The following is a 20430-nucleotide window of genomic DNA, read 5'->3' as shown; positions in this document are numbered from 1 at the left end:
TCCTATTCCATACCCACTTGCCCAAGGATTAAGCTCTACAATATTGTATTCATCTAATCCCCCTGAGACAAATATCCCCACATTATTAAAACCTCTATAATCTAATTCCTTTCTTGTTTCCTCCAAGATAAATTTCAGTTCTCCCCTTCTTGAAGAAGGAGTATCAATTCTAATCGCATTCAATTTTTGTTTTAAGCTCTCTGCAAGTCTTACTCCTTCAATTTTCTCGTCTCCAAAGGTATCTACAAGAATAATGCGGGGAATCTCTTTAGAAATTACTTCATCATAAGCCAGCGCAGCTCCCTCTGTATCTTCAAAGATAAGAATTAGAGAGTGGGGAATCGTCCCTGTTGGTTTTAGATTTAATTTCTCTGCAGATAAAACAGAAGAAACTCCATCTACTCCTCCAATATAAGCATATCTATCTATAATAGGGGTTATAGATGGATGCATTCTTCTCGATCCAAAAGAAATAATAATTCTTCCATCTGCATTTATTTTACATCTTGCTGCTTTCGTAGAGATTCCAGAAGCCTGACATAAAAAACCAAGTAATGGAGTTTCCAATTCTGCAAATTCTAAATATTTACCTTTGATAGTGAAAACAGGCTCTTTCTCAAAAAAAACGCTTCCCTCAGGTAAAGCCCAAACATCAACCTTCTTATTCTTAAATAATTCAATCGCTTCACTAAGTCCAGTAAATATTCCCCACTCATATTTCTCCGGAAGTTTTTTTGCCCAAACTTCAGCAACCACCTCAGGGTTCTTTTTCTTTCTTCTTAAAATTTCAATGGCTCTCCGAAAATATATATCTGTTGTCTTACCTTCAAGGATTTCTTTAAGAGTTGCATTCATTTCTTCTCTTGGTATCCTCAATCAACTCTATAATAGAGGCAAGTTTAGAAGGTTGAGGTTCAAAAAGATAAGAAATTTCCCCTTTTTCATAATTTTCCTTTAGAAACTTCTCAATTTCTATTCTTTCAAACCAGCAACTAATAATACCTCTACAAGGGAATCCTTTATTTTCTCTTCTACAGTAATTAAAAGTAAGCCAATGCCCAAGTTTTCTACAATAGATGCTTTCATTGTCAAATTGCTCCATAAAAACTTATTTCACATTACCATTTTCCTGTTCTAACAATTTTTGGCTTCGGTAGTCCCTCTATACTCTTAAGAGACTTTTTCATCTCCTCCTCTGGTAGAGGATAGTCTTTTAATTTCCCGCTAAAATAACTCTCATAACCCGTTAAATCTAAAAGTCCATGCCCACTTAAATTAAAGAGGATAACTTTCTCTTTGCCCTCTTCCTTCGCTTTTTTAGCCTCTTGAATAGTGGCTGCGATTGCATGGCTTGTTTCAGGAGCGCAAATTATTCCTTCCGTTCTTGCGAAGATAACAGCTGCCTCATAACACTCTAATTGATTAATTGCTCTCGGTGTTAAAAGACCTTCTATTATTGCTTGAGAAACAAGAGGAGCCATTCCGTGATATCTAAGTCCTCCAGCATGAATTGGAGGTGGAATAAAATCGTGTCCAAGAGAGTGCATTGGTAAAAGAGGTGTCATCTTTGCTGTATCTCCATGGTCATATACAAAAGGAGCCTTTGTCATTGTCGGACAAGAAGTAGGTTCAACAGGAATTATATCTATTTCCTCACCATGAATTTTGTCATTAACAAAAGGAAAGGCTAACCCTGCAAAATTACTCCCCCCTCCCGCACAACCAATAACAACATCTACTTTTTTCTCCCCTATCTTTTCAAGTTGCTTTTTCGCCTCAAGTCCAATAATAGTTTGATGAAGTAGAACGTGGTTTAAAACACTTCCAAGAGAATATCTTGTCTTCCCGGTTGGATCTGTTACCGCTTCCTCTATTGCCTCACTTATTGCAATCCCAAGACTACCAGGAGTATCAGGCATCTTCTCTAATATTTCTCTTCCTGCTTTTGTTTCCATGCTTGGACTTGCAACACATTTTGCGCCCCAGGTTTGCATCATCGTTTTTCTAAATGGTTTTTGGTCAAAACTAATCCTTACCATAAAAACTTTACACTCAAGCCCTACAATTGAACATGCAAAAGCCAAAGCGCTTCCCCACTGTCCTGCTCCTGTTTCAGTGGTCAATTTCTTTATTCCAAATTTTTTGTTATACCAAGCCTGAGCTACAGCAGTATTCGGTTTATGACTCCCAGGAGGGGAAACACTTTCATTTTTATAATAGATTCTTGCAGGAGTGTTTAAGTATTCTTCTAAAAACTTAGCTCTATGAAGAGGGGTTGGTCTCCATCTATAAAGGATATTCAAAACCTCTTCCGGAATATCTATCCATCTTTCTTGGCTTACCTCCTGCTCAATTAAATTCATTGGGAAAACAGGGGCAAGCATTTCGGGAGTAATTGGTTTCCCATCCGGTCCAAGAGGTGGTTGTAAAGGCGAGGGTAAGTCTGCCGCAAGATTATACCACTTTCTTGGGATTTCATCTTCAGTTAAGACTACCTTTATTTTCATAGAAAACCTCCTATCCTTTAAATTTTAATATTAATATTAAGATAATAGAAGTCAAGAAGATTTAATAAACAAAATTATTTAACAATTTTGAATAAAGTTTTAGAAAAGTTATCGAAATGTTTCTACTCTTCTACTCTTCTCAATTCCCAGCTATGAGTTACTGTGAAAGTATCCTTTAGATCGTAATAACTAATCCCATAAAAATGAACCCTTGCTTCTACTGATAACCACTCTTTAGGATCACCACTATACAAGGCTTCCACAGCTTCTTTTACATTGAGTGGATAGTTAAATAAATAAGTGTAATAGAGTGTATCAGGCTCCCCAATTGGCTTTTTCCCTATCCTTGCTTTCAAACGCAAATCCATATTACCACATCGTGGAGTTGAATAAAGAAATTCGTCTGAACCACCTACTCCTCCAATACGATAGAATTCTGTATAAGAACCCTTTAGAATAGCCTCTACACCATTTAAAACTTGAAATACAATAGAATCAATTTTAACAATAGAAGTAGAAGAATCCACTAAAAAACCAAGAGGCCCAACCCTCACAATCTCTACTTCTGGTGTAGCTATTTCTTCATCACAGGAATAGAATAAAAATACCAAGAATAAACTTCCTAACAAAAAAAACTTAAATTTCTTACTCATCTTGTTACCTCCTTTTTAATTATATTAATGCTTTATAATGATTTTGTCAACCCTTTCTGAAAATTATTACTTAAGATCAAAGGAAAGATTCGGCCCCTCTAGGCTCATCCAAATATATTAAAGAGATCATTAAAATGGAGCCTCATCTGGATAAAGCATACCAGATGGATGATTAAAAGAAACATCCTCAATTCCAAGAACTTTCATCGCATCAAAAAGTGTCTTCCCAATATGTTTGAAAGCAATAGTCGTATGATGAGGAAATTTCTTACCAATAAGAACGTGTCGATAAAATCTTCCCATTTCTTTTATTGCAAAAATACCTACCCCTCCAAAGGTTTTTGGATCTACATCAAGAATCTCTCCTTCAGCAACATAACAAAGAAGAGTTGTATCTGGTTTAGACTGAAGCCGAAAAATTGTAATGTCTCCTGGTTTTATCCTTCCCTCCAGAGTTCCTCTTGTTATCTCAGGTTCCTTACCAGGCTCCATAAGCCGGTTCATAATGAGTTGATATTTAATTTTAGAAGAAATAAGACAAGAAGAAGGTGTATTCCCGCAGTGAAATCCCATAAAAAGGTCTTTAAGTTTGTATCTGCCTATTTTATTTTTTGATTTTTTATAAATATCAGGAGGGACTGTGTTGTTTATATCAAGAATTGTTGAGGGAAGTTCTGAAGCACAAGTAACAATATATTGGCTTAATACACCATAAATATCCACCTCACAGGAAACCGGAATTCCTATTTTAGCTAATCTGGAATTAACATAACAAGGGACAAAACCAAAGTAACGTTCAAAGGAAGGCCAGCATTTATTTGCAAATACGCCGAATTCAGAAGCCCCCAAATTTTTCTCTCTAAATTTCTTAAGAGCAACTTCATACTGAGCGAGTTTTGGTAAAAGTTCAGGATATGTATTCCCTTTACCAATCTCTTTTTCCATATCCTGAACGACTTCTTTAACTTCCGGATTATTTTTTTCTTTAAGGTAAATATCATATAAATCAAGTTCACTATTCTCCATAATCTCTACACCAAGGTCATAGAGAGGTTTTATTGGAGCATTGCAGGTAATGAAATCTTGCGGACGCGGCCCAAAGGAGAAAATTTTAAGCTTTTTAATACCAAGAAGAATTCTCGCTATTGGGATAAAATCTTTTATCATATCTGCAATTTCTGAAGGTAAACCAACAGGATACTCAGGTATATAGGCCTTAATATGTCGTAACCCCAAGTTGTAGGAAGCACTTAAAAGACCACAATATGCATCTCCTCTACCATGAATTAGGTTGGCCCCATCTTCCTCCCCGGCCCCTACAAACATAACTGGCCCTGAGAATTTCTGAGCAAGCAATGTTGTGGGTCCTTCGGGTCCAAAATTTCCAAGATAAATAATAAGAGCATTAATCTCTTTCTCCTTAATTTCCTTTAATGCTTTTAAAACATCTTTTTCAGTTTCTATTATTGTTTCTATCTTTGTTATTGGAATTTTCTTTTTCAAACATTCACCTAAAACCGCTTCTCTTCTCCTTTGAGATAATTCAATTGGAAAACAATCTCTACTTACCGCAATTATACCCAAATTAATTTTAGGAACGTTTTCCATATTTCCTCCTTATTTTTTCTGCCCATAATAGGCACCTGGCCCATGTTTTCTCCAGTAATGTTTCCTTAAAATGTGCTCCGGCAAAATTTCACTTTTTGGATTAAGTAAAATTGTGCCAAAAGCCATTTCGGCAACATTTTCAAGAATAAAACTATTCCTCTCTGCTTCTTCCGGGGTTTTTCCCCAAGTAAAAGGGCCATGCCCTCTTACAAGAACTCCAGGCATATCAAGGGGATTCATTTCTTTAAACAACTCAATAATTACCTTCGCTGTATTTTCTTCATAATCTTTTCCCGTTTCCTCCTCTGAAAGAAATCTAGTGATAGGAATCGCTCCATAGAAACTGTCCGCATGAGTTGTCCCAAGACATGGAATTTCAACTCCTGCTTGGGCGAAAATTGTAGCAAATTTACTATGAGTATGAGCAATTCCCCCAATATCTTCAAAATGGCGGTATAATTTTAAATGCGTTGGAGTATCTATGGATGGTTTATTAGAACCCTCAACAATCTCTCCATCAAGATTCACAACAACCATGTCCGAAACTTTCATCTCTCCGTATGGGATCCCACTTGGCTTAATCACAACTAACTCCTTATCTCTATCAATGCCACTAACATTTCCCCAACTCAAAATAACAAGATTATCCTTTACTAAATTTAAATTTGACTTAAACACTCTTTCTTTTAACTCTGAAAGCATCATTTTCTCTGCTGATCCCTAATGGTGAGTAGGTCTTTCATAACATTATACATTTGCCCTTTCCAATTTTCTGTCCCAAAAGCATCGTGTAACTGTTTATAAAGAGAATACATTTTTTTATAAACAAGATGATTTTTCTCAATTGGTTTATATACCTCTTTTATCCCAGTCATCACTTCTTGAGCCTCAAGTATATTAGAAAAACCACTTTCCTTTTCCCCTGCGGCTATAGCGCCAAAAATTGCAGCTCCAAGAGCGGGGGTTTGGTCACTCCGTGAAACTTTCATTGGTCTACCAGTAATATCTGCATATACTTGCATAAGGAAAGGATTTTTAGCTGCAAGGCCACCACAATTCACAATCTCCTTTACCATTACTCCATATTCTTCAAGCCTATTAATAATGGTTAACGCTCCAAAAGCTGTCGCCTCAATTAAAGCACGATATATTTCGTGTGGTTGGGTATGAAGAGTTTGTCCGAGAAGAAGACCACTCAAACGGGCATCCACAAGAATTGTTCGATTCCCATTATTCCAATCAAGAGCAATTAACCCATGCTCACCCACTTTTTGCTTTTCAGCTTCAATTCCAAGGTTCTTAAATTTCTCATCCATTGTCTTCCCATATTTTTCTGGAACGAGATTATTTATAAACCATAAAAAAATATCTCCCACAGCGGATTGCCCTGCTTCAATTCCAAAATATCCTGGAAGTACTGAACCATCCACTATTCCACAAACACCGGGTATATCTGGAAGCTCTTTATTATTTGGCCAGACCATTATATCACAGGTGCTTGTCCCAAGAATTTTCACAAGAATTCCAGGTTTTACTCCTGCACCCACAGCTCCCATATGCGCATCAAAAGCTCCAACTGCAACAGCAATCCCAGGTCTAAGCCCAAGTTCTCTAGCCCATTGAGAGGTAAGCCTGCCCGCCATCTTATCAGAAGAGAGAGCTTTTTTGTATAAGCGATCACGTAAACTCGCTAAGGCAGGAGAAAGAGCCCCAAGAAATTCCTTATCAGGTAAACCTCCCCACTTTTCGTTATACATAGCTTTATGACCCGCCGCACACACACTCCTTTTTATTTTATCGGGTCTTGTTTCCCCCACAAGAACTCCAGGAATCCAATCGCATATCTCAACAAAACTCTGAGCCGCTTCAAAAACACGTGGATCCGTGTTGCAACAATGTAAAATCTTACTCCAAAACCACTCAGAAGAGTAAACCCCACCAATTTTACTTAAGAACTCTGGGCGCATTTTTCTTGCAAGTTCTGTAATTTGAGCAGCTTCAAGATGAGAACTGTGATCCTTCCACAACCAAACCATTGCGTTTAGGTTATCTTCAAACTCAGGTAAAAAACAAAGAGGCTTACCTTCTCCATTTACCGGAACCGGGCTGCTTCCTGTTGTATCAACACCTATCCCTATAATATTCTCGGGAGTAAAATCGGGAAAATTTTCCTTAGCCTTGGAAATTGCTCCTGTAATTGTTTCCTTTATACCTTTAAGATAATCCCGAGGATTTTGCCTTGCGATATTTGGGTCTTTAGGATCAAGAAAAATTCCATCTTCCCCTGAAGGGTAAGGGAAAACACTAGTTGCAAGTTCGCACCCATCTTGTAAATCAACAATTACACTTCTACAAGAATTTGTTCCAAAATCTAGACCAATCGCATATTTTTTCATCATTCTCCTTTAAGGAATATCTTTCTCCTTACACTTCCACCAGCCACCGCAACAACTATAACCACTCCTAGAATTACCTGTTGCCAAAAAGCAGAAACGCCTAAAAGCACAAGACCATTCTCAAGAACACCCATAATTGAGGCACCAATAAGAGATCCGAGAACAGACCCTTTACCTCCCATTAGGTCTGTTCCGCCAATAACAACAGCTCCTATAACAGAGAGCTCATAACCAATCCCTGTTATTGGAGAGCCCTGAGATAGACGAGATGCCATCATCACCCCAGCAAGACCACTTAAAAAACCTGTTATTGTATAAACCATTACTTTGATTTTATTCACATTTACCCCAGAAAGCCAAGCAGCTTTTTCATTACCTCCTGAGGCATAAATATATCTTCCCCAAATCGTGCGAGATAGAAAAAGATAACCTAATATATATATAATTATCATTATTATGACAGGGATAGGAACAACGCCAATGTGCCCCTCCGCAAGGCAACCAAAACACTCTGGTAAACCTGTAATTGGCCAACCTTTTGTTATAACCATTGCCATTCCTCTTGCAATATTCATCATACCAAGAGTAACAATGAAAGGCGGTAAGTCCCATTTTACTATAATTATTCCGTTTAGAAAACCAAGGATCATTCCAACTAATAAAGCGGAGCTTACCCCTGGGAATAAACCAATTTTTTTTATAAGAATTGCAGTAAGAACATTCACAAGCCCCAAAACAGCTCCTACAGAGAGGTCTATCCCAGCAGTAAGAATCACCATTGTCATACCAACACTCATAATTGCAATAAAAGAAACTTGTTTCATCACAGTGAATATGTTAAATAAAGTGAGAAAATTAGGAGTTGCAAAAGAAAGAATAGCGCATAATACAAGAAATGCAATAAATATTCCAAATTCTGTGCTTCTGAAAATACTCCTAAAGTCCATATATTCTCCTTCCTAATTCCTTAAAGCAGCAAGCTTCATAATTTTTTCCTGTGTAGCTTCTTTTTTTAAAAATTCACCTATAATTTTCCCTTCCCTCATTACGAGAATCCTATCACTCATATTTATAATCTCCGGAAGTTCTGAAGAAATCAAAATAATCCCAATCCCTTTTTTAGCCAACTCATTAATAAGTGAATATATTTCATTTTTTGCTCCAACATCTATACCTCTAGTAGGATCATCCAAGATAAGAATTCCAGGATCTATTACAAGCCATTTGGCAATCACCACCTTTTGTTGATTCCCACCACTTAAATTTTGAACAATCTGTTTTGTATCCAAAGCCTTTATTTTAAGACGTTTACAATATTCATTCGCTATTTTTTCTTCTTCTTTCTGTCTCACTATTCCATAAAAATTTATTTCTGGGAGCTTCGTGATATTTATATTATCTTTTAAAGAAGCGATTAAAATAAGCCCTTCATTTCTTCTATCTTCCGGAACAAATCCCATTTTTAGTCTTATTCTCTCAAAATGAGAGTTTCTTTCTAACCTTTTCCCTTTTATGTATATCTCTCCAGAATGAGGTGCCTCAATACCAAAAATTCCACGCATAACCTCTTCTCTCCCTGACCCAACAAGACCTGCAAAGCCTAAAACCTCTCCCTCGTGAAGCTTAAAACTAATATTCTCATATTTCGGTTTCTTCGTAAGATTTTTAACTTCTAAGATAACCTTCCCTTTTTTTGCCTCCACTTTTGGATAAAAATCTTTTAGTTTTCTACCAACCATCATTCTAACAATTTCTTCAGGAGTCGTTTTTTGAATATCCAAAGTTCCTATATGTTTTCCATCACGTAGAACAGTTACTCTATCTGCTATCTCAAAAACCTCATTAATTATATGAGAAACAAAAATTACAGAAACATCTTTATCTTTAAGTTCCCTTATAATTTTAAAAAGTGTATTTTTCTCCGATTCTGTTAAAGCTGAAGTCGGCTCATCCATTATTATTATTCTTGAAGAAAAAGAAAGAGCCTTTGCTATCTCTACCATTTGTTGCTGAGCTACACTTAGATTTTTCACTAAAGTCTTAGGACTTTCTCTCATCCCTATTTTTCTTAGGAAAAATTCAGCCTCTTTGTATAATTTAGGGAAATTCACAAAAGCTCTTCGAGCTCTGGGTTCCCTCCCAAGAAAAATGTTCTCCGCAATACTCAAGTTTGGGATAAGATTAAATTCTTGATAAATCACGCTGATTCCCATATCAAGTGCGTGTTTTGGCCCTATTATTTCTACTTCTTCTCCATCTAAAATTATTTTACCCTCATCTTTTTTATAAGCTCCTGCTAGTATTTTCAAAAGCGTAGACTTTCCTGCTCCATTTTCACCTACTAAAGCGTGAACTTCCCCTTTTTTAAGATTAAAAAAAATCTTGTCTAAAGCTTTTACTCCAGGGAAAGCTTTGGATACATTCCTGATCTCCAAAATGTGCTTATTTTCGTTTCCCTCTTTTTTCATTTATAAACTTACCTTTTAAGATAACCTTTATTCTTTAGGGAAGTATTCGTCTATATTTTCAGCTGTTACAAAAATTATTCCAGTGTCTATGATACCATCCACAGCTTTTAACCCCTCAGGAAGTTCAAGTTCTTTACCAAGACAAATATCATAAAGAACCTTTATACTGACATAACCCATCATATAAGGTCTCTGCCCAACTGTCCCTTGAATGTATCCTTCTCTTATAAAATCTAAGGTGATAGGGACAGTATCAAATCCAACTATTTTTATTTTCCCCTTTTTGTTAAGAGCTTTCACTGCCCTTGCAGCTCCAGGTGCCGCAGGTGCATTAAAGCCTACAAACGCTAAAAGGTCTGGATGGGATTGGAGGATTGCTTCAGCTTGACTAAACGCAAGAGATTCATCATCATTATTTGCCTGTAAAGTTACAATTTTCAACTCTGGATAAGAAGCGATTGCATCTTTAAAACCTTTTATTCTCTCGTTGAGATTCAATGCACCGAGTCCTCCAGTAAGTAGAGCTATTTTCCCTTTTGTGCCAGCTATCTTTACAAAATGCTCTCCCAGAACCTTTCCGGCTTTATAATTATCTGTGCCAATATAATAGAGTCTCTTACTATTAGGGGAATCCGAATCAAAAGTTATCACTGGAATTCCTTTATCAGTAGCACTTTTAATAACAGCTTCTACAGCTTCTGGTTCATTTGGAGAAATCCCAATTCCAGAAACTTTACTTGAAATTGCTCCTTCTATAATAGAAATTTGTAAAGCACTGCTTGCTGTTGGGGGACCGTTAAAAATAGCCTTTACGCCTAACTCTTTTGCCATATCATTCATTCCTCTTTCCACTTCAACCCAATAAGGATGCCCAACTGATTTTGGAACAAGCATAAAAGTGAGCACTTCTTTCTTTTTAACACACCCAGTGGTTATTAACGAAATTAAAATGACTCCTAGAGCAAAAAAGCCTAATAATACTTTTTTCATTTTGACCCCCTTTCTAATAATATCAATTAATGAAATTTAATTCAATGTCAAGGCTTTTCAGCTTAAAATATTAAAATTATTTCAATCTTAGTTATTGACAATAATTAGCAAAATTCTTATATTTTTAAAAATGTATGAATTGAGATGGAATCCTGTTCTTAAGTGGTGGGTGATGGTCTCTTCAGAAAGACAAAATAGACCTCTTGCTCCTAATTATTGCCCCTTCTGTCCGGGTTCTCTTCAAGTTCCAAAGGAGTATGAAGTTTTATCATATGATAATGATTGGCCTATTTTAAGACCTGATCCTCCAGAAGTGACTCCCCTTAGCTCTTCAATTTATATAAATGCAAAGTCTTATGGTAAATGCGAAGTAATTTTATACTCCCCACGACACAAAGGTTCTCTTGGAAAACTATCTTTAGATCAAATTAAAAAGTTAATCAATCTTTGGATTACTAAATATATAGAACTTGGCGGTAAAGATTTTATAAAATATGTTTTCATTTTTGAGAATAGAGGAAAAGAGGTTGGCGTTACTATAACTCATCCACACGGTCAGATTTATGGATTCCCCTTTATACCAAAAAAGATAGAAATAGAACTTTCTTCCTGCAAAGAATTTTTTGAAAAAGAAAATAAAAATCTTCACATTGAAATTCTTAAAGAGGAACTGAAAACAAAAGAACGGATTGTTGATGAAAATGATTCCTTTGTAACCTTTGTCCCTTATTTTGCGGATTATCCTTATCAGGTCTTCATAATTCCTAAAGAACATCGATTATCTATTGATGAATTCAATGAGAAAGAAAAAGAAGATTTAGGAAAATCCCTTAAAAGAATTGTCACCACCTATGATAATCTCTTCAAAAAGGATTTCCCATATATGATGTGTTTCCATCAAAAACCAACAGATGGAGGGAATTACTCTTACTATCAGTTCCATATTGAATTTTACCCTCCCCTTAGAAATGAAAAAACACAAAAATTTAATGCCAGTTCTGAAACAGGTTCTTGGACCCACGGAAATCCTACTTCTCCTGAAGAAAAAGCAGAAGAGTTGAGAAAAACCATGGAGAAAATTTATGGTAAAGGATAAATCTTTAAAAGAGAGAATAGAAGTTCTTAAAAGAGACTTTAAAAGAACTTTTGGTGACACAAAAGGAATAAAAATTTTCAATGCACCTGGAAGGGTAAATATCATTGGCGAACATACAGATTACAATGGAGGTTATGTTTTACCTATTGCAATAAATCTTAGCATCCTTGGTGTTGCGAGAAAAACAAAAGATAGAAAACTCCATTTAAAATCAAAAAATTTTGAAAGGGAGTTTGAGGTTTCTCTGGATGAGCTCAAATATGATGAAAAAATTGGCTGGGCAAACTACCCTTTGAGTATTGCTTGGGTTTTACAAAAAGAAGGGCTCAAAATAAATGGGGCAGAGATAATTTTCGAAGGAAATATACCTGTGGCAAGCGGTCTCTCCTCCTCTGCTGCTATTGAAGTTTTAACGATGAAAATTTTATTAGAACTCTCTGGGGAAACTATAGAAGAGGAAAAAATCCCAATCCTTTGTAGAAAAGCTGAAAATGAATTCATTGGTGTAAAAAGTGGTATAATGGATCAGTTTGTAATAACCTTCGGGAAAAAAGATAATGCTCTATTTTTAAATTGTGAGACATTAGATTTCCGTCTTATTCCTTTTCACAATATGAAAAATAAAGAAATAATTATTGGAAATACAAAAATTAAAAGAGCTCTTGTAAAATCCGCTTACAATGAAAGGCTTCGCGAATGTAGTGAAGGCTTAGAAATTTTAAAAAAATGTCTAAAACGAAAAGAGATTAAAAATCTAAGCTGTATTAAAAAAGAAGAATTTGAAGAATACAAAAAATTTCTTCCTCTACTTATAGCTAAAAGGTGCGAACATGTAATTTACGAAAACGAAAGAGTTCTCCAAGCAGTAGATTCTTTAGAAAAAGGAGACCTAAATAAATTAGGAGAGCTAATGATATTATCTCACAAATCTCTAAAAGATTTATATGAGGTTAGTTCTCCTGAACTTGATATAATGGTTAGTGGATTTTTAAAATCAGAAGGAGTTTATGGAGCAAGAATGACCGGGGCAGGATTTGGAGGATGCACAATTGCTCTTATAGAAAAAAGCTTTCGGGAGGAAATAATAAAAAGGGTCAGTAAGGAATATGAAGAAAAAACAAATATTAAAGGAGAATTTTACGTTTCTCAAGCCTCAGATGGAGCAAGAAAAATAAATTAACTTTTATTTTAGAGGTATGAGCGCTTCTACGAGACTATCTCTCCATTTATTTTCACTAGGATCATAAATTCCAAATCCCGAACAAAATTCCCAGTAAGCCCAAGGCATATTTCTCGCTTCCGCCTCTCTGGCAACAAAACTTGTCCAGCGAACCCTTGACTCCATATCCGCTTTTCTGTAAGCCCCAAACTCTCCTAAGAGTATTTTTCTATTGTGCTGTTCCGCCCAATCCTTAGCTTTATCAAAAGCGTCTCTAATTGCTTTTTTCTCTTGCTCTGTTCCTGTCCACTTTGTCCCAAGCCAAGCCTCGCTTCCATCTACCCACTCAGCACCTTGATGGGTAAACTGAAAGGGGTCATAATAGTGAAAGGTCACAATTATATTAGAATCATTTTCAGGGATGGAAAGGCTATTAAGATAAGCATATGAATTCCAGTTTACAGGACCAACAATTATAATCCTCTCTGGATTTGTCTGTCTTATTGTATCAATCGCTTCCTTAAGATATTGATTCCAAAGATCAGCAGTAAGATTACCATGAGGTTCATTCAATATTTCAAAATACAAAAACTCTCCATAATCCGCATAGCGCTCAGCAATTTGCTTCCAAATTGCTAAAAATCTTGAGTGATGTAGAGAAGGATTAGAGAAAATCTCCTCATAATGATGCATATTAATAATAACTGAAAGCCTTTTTGATCTGGCTTTATCAATAACCCAGTCTATTCTCTCAAAAAATTTAGAATCTATGGTATAAGGAGAATCTACCTCTGCATGGGCAGACCAACGAATCGGAATTCGAACAAAGTCAAATCCTTTGTTTTTTATTAAGGTAAAATATTCCTCTTTTATTGTAACACCCCAATCTCCTTCATTTGGAGCCTCAAGGGCATTACCAATGTTTATTCCTCTAAACAAAAATTCTGGGGTGCCCCCCCCACCATTTGAGGAACCTCCTTGGTTAGAATCCTCTTTTCCGCAGGTATTGCCAAAAGAAACAAGAAAAAACAATAGAATAAATATTTGAATTAACTTTCTTTTATCCATTTTTCCTCCTTTTTAAAAATATAATAGAAAAATTTTATCTGTCAATAACGGGATAAGAGGTGTTTAGTGAAATCGTAACTTATAACATTTATTAACTTTCCTCTTGACTCATATAAGTTTGGGAATAATATGTGTATTACAATTTTATGATTAAAATATTAAAATTTATTTTTAAACATTCCTTTTTTAAGTTTGCCTTCGTTGGTTTTTTAGGAACAATTACAAACCTTTCTATTTTTTTTATCTTTGTTGATATCTTTAATTTATGGCCAAATGTATTTGCCGTCTTAGCTTTTTTAGTTGCAGGAACTCAGAATTATATTTTACATCATAAATGGACTTTTAAAAAAATAATGGAAGAGGAAACCTTATCTCTATTAAGTTGGCTAAAATTTAATCTTACAACACTAATTGGGCTTGCAATTAACCTTTTAGTGTTAAATTTAATCTTGTATTTATTTCACCCTCCTTATAAAGTGATTGCTCAAGGATGTGGGGTTATTTTTGGAACAGTTTTTAACTATCTTGGTTCAAAACATTTCGTTTTTAGAAAAAAGGTCGCCTCTTAATAGCTCTCTGAGAACTTACGAATTACATCGCAAATATAGTCAATTTCTTCAACCTTAAGTCCTGAACTAGAAGGAAGATATAGACCTCTTTCGGATATCTCATCAGTAACAGGATAATTTCCAGAACAATCACATCCAAAATCCTTAAGGGATTTTTGTCTATGCATTCCTATAAAAAACGGACGAGAATCAATTCCCTTTTCTTTAAGTTTTTGCATTAATTGATCACGAGTTAAGTTAAAATCATCCTCAATTAAAATAGAATACATCCAGTAAGAATTAAAAGCCCACTCTTTTTCACAGGGCAAGGTAATCCCTTTAATATCTTTAAGTCTTTCATTATACATTATAGCGTGTTCTCTTCTTAAATTAATATAGATCTCTATTTTTTCTAATTGAGCAAGAAGAATAGCTGCTTGAACATTTGTCATTCTATAGTTAAAACCAATTTCATCATGTAAAAAAATCCTTGGTTTATCTAAAGGGAAACAAAGATTTTTAAAATAACGGCATTTATCATAAAATTCTTTTCTGTTTGTAACAACAGCGCCCCCTTCTCCAGATGTTATCATTTTATTTGCAAAAAAACTAAAACAAGAAATATCACCTAAACTCCCGCATTTTTTACCTTTATATTGAGAACCCAAAGCTTCAGCTGCATCCTCCACAATAAGAAGATTGTATTTATTTGCAATTTCAAATATTGGATCCATATCACAAGGATGCCCATAAATATGGACAACCATAATCGCTTTTGTCTTAGCAGAAATCTTTTCTTCAATTAAAGAAGGATTTATTGTCCAAGTTTCCCTATCACAATCCACAAATACAGGTTTAGCTCCACAATAACAAACTGCAAATGCGCAAGAAATCATTGTAAAAGAAGGCACAATTACTTCATCACCTTCTTTTATCCCAATCGCTTTTAAAGCTAAATGTAAAGCTGCTGTCCCACTCGTTGTAAGTGTTGTGTATTTAGCTCCAATATAATTAGAAAACCTCTTCTCAAATTCTTCCACATATTTTCCGCTTGAAGAAATCCAATTAGAATTAATTGCATCTTGAACATATTTTAACTCATTCCCATTAAGAAAGGGTTCACAAACAGGAATCATTTCTCCCTCCTTTCAGTTTTTTTAGGAAGAATTCTGTAAATTTCTGGATCAAAATCTTTATAAAACCATACCTTTTCTCCTTTAACAATATGTATTAACTCCCAATGATTTTCTGGAGGAGCCAAAAACCATTTAGGAAGAGTATTCCTATATTCCTCTAACTTTAAACAATACCAAGACCCATTCTTAATTATAATTCCTCTTTCTGGGGGTTCTATAATTTTTGAATTATTAAGATGTGTAACAAATAAACTCTCTTTTGAATAAAGCTCAATGAAATTTGCTGTTAGGTCATCAGTATAAATTGGCTCATCTTTTTTAATTCCTAAAGATAAAAGAACCTTTGTAATTTCTCTAAAATCTTCTGTGTTTATTTTTGCCCCTTTAGCTGCCGTCCTTCCTACAAAAAATAAATGAATGAGAAGAAGAAAAAATAAAGAGATTACAACCCTTCTAAATTTTTTTGAGATTAGAAAGAATCTTTGTAATACTCCTCCAAATGTAAGACACTGAAGAGGAACAATCATAGAAATATACCGAGTGTATCTAGCGATTGGAGTTCCTTCTGGAGACTGTATACCCCACTGTAAGTAAAAAAGCCAAAACCAACAACCCAAGGCAAATGATAAAGAAAGTTTATCTTTCAAGAATAATGTTAAGATTGTTATAAAAATGAATAAATACCAGATTATCCCAAAATGACCTTCTCCAGAAAGAGGCGAAGGGTCAATATTAATTATTTTAAAAAGAACTTTTGGTAAATACAAAAATTCTTTATTGCTAAGAACCTCTTCTTCTGTCTGAAGAATACAGAAAATCTTTGCGAACCAAGAACCGCTTGAGATTTTAAACATTAATAATTCTATGAACATAATTGAAGAAAAACCTATAAAAACAAAAAGAAGATTTCTAATTTGGGGTCGCATTATTATAAGAAATGGCAAAATAATAAATATAAAAGTCACAAAAAGTTCATTAACCCACCAACCAAGACCGATAAAGATTCCACTTAAAATTAAAAATAATATCTTTTTCCATCTTGAAGAATCATTTTCTCCTTCCGTTATTGCATAAAAATAAAAAAAGAAAGCGGCTATTACACAGGTTGCATGTTGATCTGAGGGAGAAAGTTGAGTATCAAAAACAATCTGAAGAGGGTAAGTAGCCCAAAGGAGTGAAGCAAATATGGCTGAAGAGCGCCCCCATAGTTTAAGTGATGCGAAATAAATGAGGGAACACGTAATTAGAGAACAAAATAATGGATAAAGAGTAAAACCAATCTCGTTGTAACCAAATATCTTATATAACAAAGCAAGAGGTAGAACCATACCAAGCCGAGAGCCAATCTGATTTAAGCTCTTAGGACTTAATAAATTATATCCCTTAACAAGAGCTCTTGCATTTTGTATATAACCAATATCATCGTTAATCCCAACTCCAACAAAATTTAGCAATCTAGTAATAAGACAAAAAAGAATTATCAATAAGAGGATAAAGTTCCTTTTTTTCATATGGCTCTTGAGATTACAGCTATATTCCAAATATTTTCATTTGCTTCAGAATCAATCTTTGGGAACTCACAGATTTTCAAAACTTCAAAGCCAGTCTTTTCAAGATAGTATTTTATCTCCTGAGGGAAAAAGAATCTTATTACATGTGTCTCTCTTATTTCCTCAATTAGTTTATTTTCCTCTAAAACGAAAAGCCGGTAATGATTACGAGATAAATGATTCATAGCCTGAAGCTCAGGCTCCACAACCCGAATTAATTTTAATTTTCCTTCTTCGACAATCTTAACTCTAAAAGAAGGAAGAATTCGCATAACTGCAAGCCCATTCCAAATATCAAAAATAAAGATTCCTCCTTCTTTTAGATGTCTCCGCACACTTTTTAATGCTCTTTCAAGATCCTCATTTTGAATCAAATAATTTAGAACCGCAAACATACAAATAGCTGAATCAAACCTTTTATTTAATCTAAAATTTCTTATATCACGTAAATATAAATCAACATTTACCCCTGCTTTATTAATTTTCTCTTTTGCAATCTCCAACATTTTTGGGGACAAATCTATCCCCATTAATATATATCCTCTTTTTGCAAGAAGGATTGCATGCCCTCCTGTTCCACATCCCAATTCAAGAATATTTTTTATTTTTAACTTAGAAAACCTTTGAAACACCTCTTCTATAAAATCGCATTCTGCCTTATAATTTTTTTCTCGATATAAAAGATCATAATATTTGGCATAATTTTGAAAAACATTTATTTCTCTTTCCATTTTAAAACCTCACAGTCTCATTATTCCTCGCAGCTTCATAAAGAGCATGAACCATTTTCAAAACCCTCATTCCATCATAAGCCGTTGGAGTTGGTTGAAGATTATTCTCAACTTTTTCAATAAAATCAAGAATTTCCATTTTATGAGAAATAGAAGGAAGCGATGAAAAATCAAATGTTTCAAAATAACCATCTCTTCTTCCAACACTAACTTTGTTGCAGAAACGAGAATCAACAAAAATAAAACCATTCTCTCCATAGAATTCCATATACATATATCCTGACCATTCTATCCAAGAAGATTGTAAGAAACATATTTTCCCGTCAACTGTTTTATAAAGAGCAAAACCTGTATCTTCCACCTCGGTCGGCCAAAAATCATGAACAATATATCCCTTACACTCGCAAAACTCTCCTAAAAACCACCTAAAAATATCCATTATATGACAACCATTATCAAGAAATGTCCCTCCTCCTGAGATTTCTCTATCCCAAAACCATTTCCCTTTCACATAATCTCCATTATTACCAATCCAACCTCTTGCAAAAATAATACGACCAATTTTATTTTGTTCTATTAATTCCTTTGCCTTTTGGACATTCGGGAAATAACGATGATTTGAGCCTGTTTTGAAAAAAGCCTTTGAAGTCTTTACTGTTTCTACTAATTCTTGTGCCTCCTCAACAGTTCTAGTTATTGGCTTTTCACAAAGGACGTTCTTTCCCACTGATAAAAATGCCTTCGATATCTCACAATGATACTTATTTGGAGTAGCTACAATGACACTATCAATATCATCACGAGACAAAATTTCCCTATAATCTTTAAATGCTTCACAATTATATTTACTTGCAATTGATTTTGCTTTTTCTAAGTCAGAATCAACAATAACTTTTAGTTCTGCCCTTTCAGGAATTGCAGTAATAGCTGAAATTCTCTTTAGTCCAAAACTCCCGGCTCCAATAATTGCAAACCTCATATTTTTACTCTCCTCCTTAAATTAAAAACACACCTTAGGTATTTAACGCCTCTTACAAAAAACCCCCAAATGTCTGTTGAGGTTTTTGATTTCCCATACTTTCTTGGAAACAATTCATAAGGAACTTCTATTACCTTATATTTTTTCTCTAAAATTCTGTACATCATCTCAATAAAAAATTCTCCATAGTCTCCACTCAAAGGAATTTTTTTCACAATTTCACTTTTAATTGCGATAAATCCACTTGTCCAATCTTTAAAAGATTTATTCAACATAAAAGAAGTGAAACTCACTATTATTCTACTTAAGAGTTTGTGAAAAAACAAAATAAATTTTCGCGAATCTGTCCTCCTATCTTTTCCACCTTTAACATACCTTGACCCCACAGCCACATCATATCCTTTTTTTATCTCTCCAATTAACTCTGGAATTTTCTCTGGAGGCATCGAACCATCAGAATCCATCCAAACAATAATATCTCCTTTTGCTTCTTTTATCCCCCTTTCTATTGCCGTTCTTAATCCTCTCTCATTTTCCCTAACAATCAAACGAACTATAGGATTTCTTTTACAATAATCCGCAACCAGATTTGCAGTTCCATCCGGAGAGTTATCATCTATTACCAAAATTTCTTTTCTCTCTGGCAAGACTTCCATAATTTTGTCAATTAAAGAAATTATATTCTCTCTCTCATTATACGTTGGCAGAATAACACTAATTCTATTCCTACTCATAAAATTCAATTCTTTTGCCTGTTATTTTATATAAACCATACTTATAATTCCTATAGTAATACTCCCTAACTGTAATATAATTATAATTATTTAAGATATTCTCTGTAAAACTCCTTTGGATTGGGTCATCCGTATTAGACCAATAATTGTAATGAAGATAAACCCCTCCTTTAAATTGCTCAAGATGATATTGAATAATTCCGGGGTTGTAAGTTTCCATTGCGCTTTGAATAGCACTCTTTTTATTCAATAAGAAAATGTTTGGATTATGAGTATAAACAATTGAGTTAGGGGGTAAAAGCTTTGTAAACTCTATCGCATATTCGTGGTCTTTTCTCGCTGCCCAAGCTTCTTCTCCTTCTGCGGCAGCAAAAGGTAAGAAGGAAGTAAAATTGAACAAAACAAAAAAGATTAAGATTTGTTTTATAAATTTTATCCTCCTCTCAAAAACTCTAACCAAAAAGGAAAAACCACAAGCCCCAAAAATAGCAAGAGGAGGATAGGATAAAAGAGAAAAACGAACATCTTGCCCAAATCTATAACTTCCTGCATAGAAGAATAGGAAAACCCCCCAAAAAACTAAGAACCAGCTTAATAATATTCCCTTCTCTTTAAAATAACCCCTCCAAAAAAATAAACCTAAAAATCCAAATAAAGAAAATAAGAGGGGAAACTCTCTATTAATAAAATAAAATAAAGAATTTGTCTTAAAATTATAAGGAAAATAGGAAAGAGAAATCTTAGCACCTTCAGCGCCCCAGCTTTCTCCTTTTACAGAATAAAGATGAAGGATCATAGGAGTTGATA

The 20430-nt window shown here is 34.6% G+C and carries 20 protein-coding genes; 3 read left to right on the top strand and 17 right to left on the bottom strand.

Annotated features, from left to right (window positions below; all coding sequences use genetic code 11):
* The 10 genes from ABIN61_08220 to ABIN61_08175 form a co-directional block, all read right to left on the bottom strand.
* A partial coding sequence (locus ABIN61_08220) for a nicotinate phosphoribosyltransferase (protein ID MEO0294185.1) occupies positions 1–855 on the bottom strand: 855 nt, incomplete at its 3' end.
* Complete coding sequence (locus tag ABIN61_08215; protein ID MEO0294184.1) at positions 839–1102, bottom strand: hypothetical protein; 264 nt, start codon at positions 1100–1102, stop codon at positions 839–841. The genes ABIN61_08220 and ABIN61_08215, both read right to left, overlap by 17 nt.
* Before the next feature lie 16 nt (positions 1103–1118).
* Entirely contained in the window at positions 1119–2507 is a 1389-nt protein-coding gene (locus tag ABIN61_08210) for a TrpB-like pyridoxal phosphate-dependent enzyme (GenBank protein ID MEO0294183.1), read from the bottom strand.
* A gap of 122 nt (positions 2508–2629) precedes the next feature.
* Complete coding sequence (locus tag ABIN61_08205) at positions 2630–3160, bottom strand: hypothetical protein (protein ID MEO0294182.1); 531 nt, start codon at positions 3158–3160, stop codon at positions 2630–2632.
* Between the two features lie 129 nt (positions 3161–3289).
* A complete protein-coding gene (locus ABIN61_08200) occupies positions 3290–4768 on the bottom strand; it encodes a fucose isomerase (protein MEO0294181.1) in 1479 nt (492 codons plus the stop codon).
* A 9-nt stretch (positions 4769–4777) separates the two neighbouring features.
* Positions 4778–5470 (bottom strand): L-ribulose-5-phosphate 4-epimerase AraD, encoded by a 693-nt coding sequence (gene araD, locus ABIN61_08195; GenBank protein ID MEO0294180.1) that lies wholly within the window; start codon positions 5468–5470, stop codon positions 4778–4780.
* Positions 5470–7164 (bottom strand): ribulokinase, encoded by a 1695-nt coding sequence (locus ABIN61_08190; GenBank protein ID MEO0294179.1) that lies wholly within the window; start codon positions 7162–7164, stop codon positions 5470–5472. Before ABIN61_08190 ends, araD begins: the two co-directional genes overlap by 1 nt.
* On the bottom strand, positions 7164–8111 hold the full coding sequence (locus ABIN61_08185; GenBank protein ID MEO0294178.1) for a ribose ABC transporter permease: 948 nt from the start codon (positions 8109–8111) through the stop codon (positions 7164–7166). The genes ABIN61_08190 and ABIN61_08185 overlap by 1 nt, the downstream gene beginning before the upstream one ends.
* 12 nt (positions 8112–8123) lie before the next feature.
* Positions 8124–9632, bottom strand: coding sequence for a sugar ABC transporter ATP-binding protein (locus tag ABIN61_08180; GenBank protein MEO0294177.1), 1509 nt, complete (start codon positions 9630–9632; stop codon positions 8124–8126).
* A 27-nt stretch (positions 9633–9659) separates the two neighbouring features.
* Positions 9660–10622: a sugar-binding protein gene (locus ABIN61_08175; protein MEO0294176.1), complete on the bottom strand. Its 963-nt coding sequence runs from the start codon at positions 10620–10622 to the stop codon at positions 9660–9662.
* Positions 10623–10752: 130 nt separating this feature from the next.
* Between ABIN61_08175 and galT the strand changes: the two genes are divergently transcribed.
* On the top strand, positions 10753–11718 hold the full coding sequence (gene galT, locus ABIN61_08170; GenBank protein MEO0294175.1) for a galactose-1-phosphate uridylyltransferase: 966 nt from the start codon (positions 10753–10755) through the stop codon (positions 11716–11718).
* On the top strand, positions 11705–12898 hold the full coding sequence (locus tag ABIN61_08165) for a galactokinase (GenBank protein MEO0294174.1): 1194 nt from the start codon (positions 11705–11707) through the stop codon (positions 12896–12898). The genes galT and ABIN61_08165 overlap by 14 nt, the downstream gene beginning before the upstream one ends.
* A 3-nt stretch (positions 12899–12901) precedes the next feature.
* On the opposite strand, the gene ABIN61_08160 is transcribed toward ABIN61_08165, so the two are convergent.
* Complete coding sequence (locus ABIN61_08160) at positions 12902–13945, bottom strand: glycoside hydrolase family 5 protein (protein ID MEO0294173.1); 1044 nt, start codon at positions 13943–13945, stop codon at positions 12902–12904.
* A gap of 146 nt (positions 13946–14091) precedes the next feature.
* Between ABIN61_08160 and ABIN61_08155 the strand changes: the two genes are divergently transcribed.
* A complete protein-coding gene (locus ABIN61_08155; GenBank protein ID MEO0294172.1) occupies positions 14092–14514 on the top strand; it encodes a GtrA family protein in 423 nt (140 codons plus the stop codon).
* Here the strand turns inward: ABIN61_08155 and ABIN61_08150 are convergent.
* The 6 genes from ABIN61_08150 to ABIN61_08125 all read right to left on the bottom strand — a co-directional run.
* Positions 14511–15629, bottom strand: a complete 1119-nt coding sequence (locus tag ABIN61_08150) for a DegT/DnrJ/EryC1/StrS family aminotransferase (protein ID MEO0294171.1) — start codon at positions 15627–15629, stop codon at positions 14511–14513. The genes ABIN61_08155 and ABIN61_08150 overlap by 4 nt on opposite strands.
* Complete coding sequence (locus tag ABIN61_08145) at positions 15626–17140, bottom strand: glycosyltransferase family 39 protein (GenBank protein ID MEO0294170.1); 1515 nt, start codon at positions 17138–17140, stop codon at positions 15626–15628. Before ABIN61_08145 ends, ABIN61_08150 begins: the two co-directional genes overlap by 4 nt.
* Positions 17137–17910, bottom strand: a complete 774-nt coding sequence (locus ABIN61_08140) for a class I SAM-dependent methyltransferase (protein MEO0294169.1) — start codon at positions 17908–17910, stop codon at positions 17137–17139. The genes ABIN61_08145 and ABIN61_08140 overlap by 4 nt, the downstream gene beginning before the upstream one ends.
* A 1-nt stretch (position 17911) precedes the next feature.
* On the bottom strand, positions 17912–18889 hold the full coding sequence (locus ABIN61_08135) for a Gfo/Idh/MocA family oxidoreductase (GenBank protein MEO0294168.1): 978 nt from the start codon (positions 18887–18889) through the stop codon (positions 17912–17914).
* Positions 18886–19623, bottom strand: coding sequence for a polyprenol monophosphomannose synthase (locus tag ABIN61_08130; GenBank protein MEO0294167.1), 738 nt, complete (start codon positions 19621–19623; stop codon positions 18886–18888). Before ABIN61_08130 ends, ABIN61_08135 begins: the two co-directional genes overlap by 4 nt.
* Positions 19616–20430 (bottom strand): hypothetical protein (locus ABIN61_08125; protein MEO0294166.1); only part of this gene is annotated, 815 nt, incomplete at its 5' end. The genes ABIN61_08130 and ABIN61_08125, both read right to left, overlap by 8 nt.

The sequence above is a fragment of the candidate division WOR-3 bacterium genome, assembly GCA_039804165.1.
Classification (GTDB): domain Bacteria; phylum Hydrothermota; class UBA3072; order UBA3072; family UBA3072; genus JAFGHJ01.
The sequence above is the reverse complement of the archived record's forward strand: the minus strand, read 5'-3'. Positions and strand labels throughout refer to the sequence as shown.